Origin of the sequence: Streptomyces prasinopilosus, from assembly GCF_001419695.1 — a bacterium.
GTDB lineage: Bacteria > Actinomycetota > Actinomycetes > Streptomycetales > Streptomycetaceae > Streptomyces > Streptomyces prasinopilosus.
This window is the reverse complement of sequence record NZ_LIRG01000265.1, coordinates 1-3,886: the sequence shown is the minus strand read 5'-3', so window position 1 is coordinate 3,886 and position 3,886 is coordinate 1. Positions and strand designations below refer to the sequence as shown.

Here is a 3,886-nt window from a genome sequence, read left to right as displayed (position 1 = left end):
GCGCTCCACGGGGCACCGCGGTGTCCGCGTGCCCCCGCGCCGGCTCCGGCCGGGCCGCCGCCCCCTCGGACCGGACCGCGGTGACGGGCGTGTCCGAGGAGGAAGGCGGGGCTGATTCTCCTTCCCGAGGAGGAGATCGCGGCCCGGCACGTCCACTTTCCGCGGGACGGGAAGATGCTTCCCGCCGGGGATGCCGCGGCCCCGCGGGAGTGGTGGGGTGGGAGGCGTGCAACACCGTATCCCCCGGCCGTCGGCCGGCAAGGCCCGGGACCGGGACGTTCATCGTGCGGAACACGGTGCCGGACTCGGCGAGGAGCTGGCGGTGGTGGTCGACGGTGCCTGCCGCAGGGCGGTCAGGGACGCGGACCGCCAGATCGACACCGCCCATCTGCTGCACTCGCTGCTGGAGTCGGACGCCGCGGTGCGCGCGGTCCTGGGCGAGGGCCCGCGGACCGCCCGGCTGCTCGGCTACCTGATCCAGCGCAGCATCGGCTACGGACTGCGCTGGCAGAGCGCCGTCGAGGACTCCGGATCCGTCCCGGCGACGGTGCGGGCCGCCGGATTCTCGCCGCTGGCGGCGGCCGCCCTGGAGCACGCGCGTGAACGCGCCGCACGGCGTGGCGGGCCCGTCCACGGCGTGGACCTGCTCGCGGCGCTCGTCGCGGACCCGCAGGCGCGGGCCGTGGAGGTGCTCGAGCACGCCGCCGTCGACTCCCGTGACCTGCTCGTCCGACTCGAGGCGTGGGCCGGCGACCCCGCTCACTGAGGGGCCGGGAGAGGGGCGGGGCCGGGCCGTCCTCCACCGGGTGGCGGTTCCCCCTGTCGCCGGCCCGTCACGCCCCCGCGTCCAGCCCGTGAGACAGGTGTCATGGGGGGTGACGCTCCTGTCGGTGACTGGCATCATGTGCCGGTGCCTACCTCTGCCAGCACTCACAACGCCCGGGACACCCGCGGGAAGGGCCTCGGGCTCGGCCTCGCGCTCCTGTCCGCGGTGGCCTTCGGCGGATCGGGAGTCGCCGCCAAACCGCTGATCGAGGCGGGCCTGGACCCGCTGCACGTCGTGTGGCTGAGAGTGGCGGGCGCGGCCCTGGTCATGCTGCCGCTGGCCGTGCGCCACCGGGGACTCCTGCGCAGCCACCCGGCGCTGCTGGCCGGGTTCGGGCTGTTCGCGGTCGCGGGCGTCCAGGCCTTCTACTTCGCCGCCATCTCCCGTGTCCCCGTGGGTGTCGCGCTGCTCGTCGAGTACCTGGCGCCCGCACTCGTCCTCGGCTGGGTGCGGTTCGTGCAGCGGCGGCCGGTGACCCGGGCGGCGGCGGTCGGCGTGGTGCTGGCGGTGGGCGGACTGGCCTGCGTCGTGGAGGTGTGGGCGGGCCTCGGCTTCGACGCGGTCGGGCTGCTGCTCGCACTCGGCGCCGCCTGCTGCCAGGTCGGCTACTTCGTCCTCTCCGACCACGGCGGCGACCACGGCGACCGGGCACCGGACCCGCTCGGCGTGATCTCCTACGGCCTGCTCGTGGGCGCCGCCGTCCTCACCGTCCTCGCCCGCCCGTGGACCATGCACTGGTCGGTGCTCGCCGGCAGCGCGCGCATGGACGGCACCCCGGTCCCGGCCTTCGTGCTGCTGGCCTGGATCGTCCTCGTCGCCACGGTCGCCGCGTACGGCACCGGAGTGCTCTCCGTGCGCAGGCTCTCCCCCCAGGTGGCCGGGGTGGTGGCCTGCCTCGAAGCGGTCATCGCCACGGTGCTGGCCTGGGTCCTGCTCGGCGAGCACCTGTCGGCGCCGCAGATCATCGGCGGCGCGGTGGTCCTGGCGGGGGCGTTCATCGCCCAGTCGTCGACCCCGGCCAGGAGCCCTGAGAGCCCGGTGGCGAGCGGAGGCGCGGAAAGGGAGTTGTCCACACCGGGAATGCCGACCTAGGGTGCTGACCATGCACGCGCGCGCACTCGTCCTTCCGCCGCCCGCCCTCTGAGGCGGGCCTCCGGCTCTCCGCGCCCGGCCCGTTGCCGCCGGGCGGGGTGACGCCGCCCGCAGACGCGGTCCGCGGGCCCCGCGGGACCGGTTCCGTCCGGCCCTGATCCGGGTTCCCCGCCCCAGCCTTCGCGCGGCGCGGGCACCTCCGCGAGGAGCACCCGTGTACGCGTATCCCTGCGCACCTGCGGAGAGAACACGTGTCGAACGCCGTCTCCGGCCTGCCCGTCGGGCGAGGCCTGCTCTATCTGACCGTCGCCGGCGCCGCCTGGGGGACCGCGGGCGCCGCCGCGTCACTGGTCTACCGGACCAGTGACATGGGACCGGTCGCCCTCTCCTTCTGGCGCTGCGCGGCCGGTCTGGCGCTGCTGCTCGGTGCCCGGATGCTGGTGCCGCGCGCCCGGACCGCCGTGACCGGGGCGCCGGGCCCCCGGGTGCGGCGGGCCGTGGCCACCGGGACGGGGCTCGCCGTGTTCCAGACGGCGTACTTCGCGGCCGTCGCCGCCACGGGACTCGCCGTGGCCACCGTCGTCACCCTCGGCGCCGGACCCGTGCTGATCGCGCTCGGCGCACGGCTGTTCCTGGGGGAGCGGCTCGGCCGGGGCGGGGCCGCCGCCGTCGCGGGGGCGCTCGCCGGGCTCGCCGTGCTCGTCCTCGGCGGCGGGGAGACGACCGTGGACCCGTGGGGCGTCCTGCTCGCGCTCCTGGCCGCGGCCGGCTACTCGGCGATGACCCTGCTCACCCGCTGGTGGGGGCGGGACGGCGGGCTGGACGCCTCCGGCACGACCGTCGGGGCGTTCGCCGTCACCAGCGTGCTGCTGCTGCCGTTCGCCGCGGTCGAGGGGCTGGTGCCGTACAGCGCCGACCCCGCTCCGCTGCTGGGCCTCCTGGTGTACATCGCCGCCGTCCCGACGGCCCTCGCCTACGGCCTGTACTTCGCGGGCGCGGCAGTCGTCCGGTCGGCCACCGTGTCCGTGGTCATGCTTCTCGAGCCGGTGAGCGCGGCGGTGCTCGCCGTCGCCCTGCTCGGCGAGCGGCTCACCCCCGCCACGCTGGCCGGCACCCTGCTGATGCTCGGCTCGGTCGCGGGGCTCGCCCTGGACGAGGCGCGGGGCGCGCGGGCCGGGCGGGTGGAGGAGGACGCGGCCCCGGCGTGACGACGCGGGGCCTCGGGGAGGGGCCCTGTCCGGGGGTCCCTCCTCCTCGTCGGGGGGCGGGGCACGCCCCCGTCCTCGGCGGCCGCAGTCCCGCGACGGAGTCCGGCGCGCCCCTCGCGGGACGGCGCCGCCGCGTCACAGGGCCGCCAGGTACTCCGGTGGTTCCGTGCCGGCGGGCAGGGCGGGGTCCGCGAGCGGAGTGCCGTACGCGCGGGTCAAGGGGACGACGCCGGCCCAGTGGGGGAGGGCGAGGTCCTCCGGCTCGTCGTTCACGCCGCCGGTGCGGAGCTTGGCGGAGACCTCGGTCAGATCGAGGCGGATCACCGCCGTGGCAGCCAGTTCCCTCTTGTTCGCCGGACGGGAGTCGGCGGCGCGGCCGGGGACGACGTGGTCGACGAGGGCGTCCAGCGCCTGCCGCTTCTCCCCGGGGTCGGTCACGTCGTACGCGAGGCCGTGCACCACCACGGAGCGGTAGTTGATCGAGTGGTGGAACGCCGAGCGGGCCAGCACCAGCCCGTCCACGTGGGTGACGGTCAGGCAGACCGGGAGTCCGGGATCGGCCAGGCCCGCCGCGCGCAGCGGACGCGAACCCGTCGAACCGTGCACGTAGAGACGCTCGGCGACCCGGGCGTAGAGCGTGGGCAGCACCACCGGTGCGTCGTCGCGGACGAAACCGAGGTGGCAGACGTACCCCTCGTCGAGTATCGCGTGCACCAGGTCCCTGTCGTACGCGGCACGGTGCGGGGAGCGGGTGGGGACG

Annotated in this window: 4 protein-coding genes; 3 read left to right on the top strand and 1 reads right to left on the bottom strand. The window is 76.1% G+C overall.

What is annotated here, in order from left to right:
- Positions 1–226: 226 nt before the first annotated feature.
- The 3 genes from AOK18_RS12470 to AOK18_RS12460 all read left to right on the top strand — a co-directional run bounded on the left by AOK18_RS12470 (position 227) and on the right by AOK18_RS12460 (position 3,126).
- On the top strand, positions 227–766 hold the full coding sequence (locus AOK18_RS12470; RefSeq protein WP_055694380.1) for a Clp protease N-terminal domain-containing protein: 540 nt from the start codon (positions 227–229) through the stop codon (positions 764–766).
- Positions 767–904: 138 nt separating this feature from the next.
- Positions 905–1,918 carry an EamA family transporter gene (locus AOK18_RS12465; RefSeq protein ID WP_055694379.1) on the top strand — a complete coding sequence of 338 codons (1,014 nt, stop codon included), beginning with the start codon at positions 905–907 and terminating at the stop codon, positions 1,916–1,918.
- Between the two features lie 251 nt (positions 1,919–2,169).
- Positions 2,170–3,126: a DMT family transporter gene (locus AOK18_RS12460; RefSeq protein ID WP_055694378.1), complete on the top strand. Its 957-nt coding sequence runs from the start codon at positions 2,170–2,172 to the stop codon at positions 3,124–3,126.
- Positions 3,127–3,261: 135 nt separating this feature from the next.
- Here AOK18_RS12460 and AOK18_RS12455 read toward each other — a convergent pair.
- The coding region (locus tag AOK18_RS12455) for a pyridoxamine 5'-phosphate oxidase family protein (protein WP_055694377.1) at positions 3,262–3,886 on the bottom strand (625 nt) is incomplete at its 5' end.